This window comes from Dolichospermum sp. UHCC 0352 (assembly GCF_009711925.1).
Taxonomy (GTDB): Bacteria; Cyanobacteriota; Cyanobacteriia; order Cyanobacteriales; family Nostocaceae; genus Dolichospermum; species Dolichospermum lemmermannii.
In genome coordinates, this window is record NZ_VIKY01000091.1 from 1 (window position 1) to 533 (window position 533).

A 533-nucleotide genomic window follows, 5' to 3' on the forward strand; every position below is an offset into this window, starting at 1 on the left:
TCAGTAATTAATCGGGTTGGGGTTTCCCAGCCTATTAATGTTGTCATGTTTAGAATATAATTCTTTAGGAGTTTACCAAATGAAACTGTTAACAGGATTTACCCCGAAAGCATTATTACCTGATCGTCCAAAACCACCAAAGCAACGGTTATTAGAGGTGATTGAATTATTGGATAATCATGGGGTATTGACAGATTATAATTCAAGGTTGTTGGAAGCAATTGCAACTGCACCAATATGGGATGAAGAAGCCTATGCAAAGTTTGAAAACTTGGGATTATTAATAGCTAAAGAACAGTTTAATTTAGCATTCATTAATTCGGAATATGAAGAAACCCTGGCATCCCCTGAAAACCCCGACAACTGGAAAAAGTGATTAATGCTATCGCTTAATGAATTTGGTTACTTTTGAATAAAAAATAGGGGTTAAAATGTTTGTCAAAACTATCGCAGTCAGCTACGAAAGAAAGTTTAATTTGGGTGACTTTAATAGTGCCACATTAGGCTGTTCACTCTGGGCTTCAATATCAGAA

At 35.6% G+C, this 533-nt stretch carries 1 protein-coding gene; it reads left to right on the forward strand.

Annotated elements, in window-relative coordinates; all coding sequences use genetic code 11:
- Window positions 1-79 precede the first annotated feature (79 nt).
- A complete protein-coding gene (locus tag FJR06_RS06065; protein ID WP_081424412.1) occupies window positions 80-376 on the forward strand; it encodes a hypothetical protein in 297 nt (98 codons plus the stop codon).
- Window positions 377-533 lie beyond the last annotated feature (157 nt).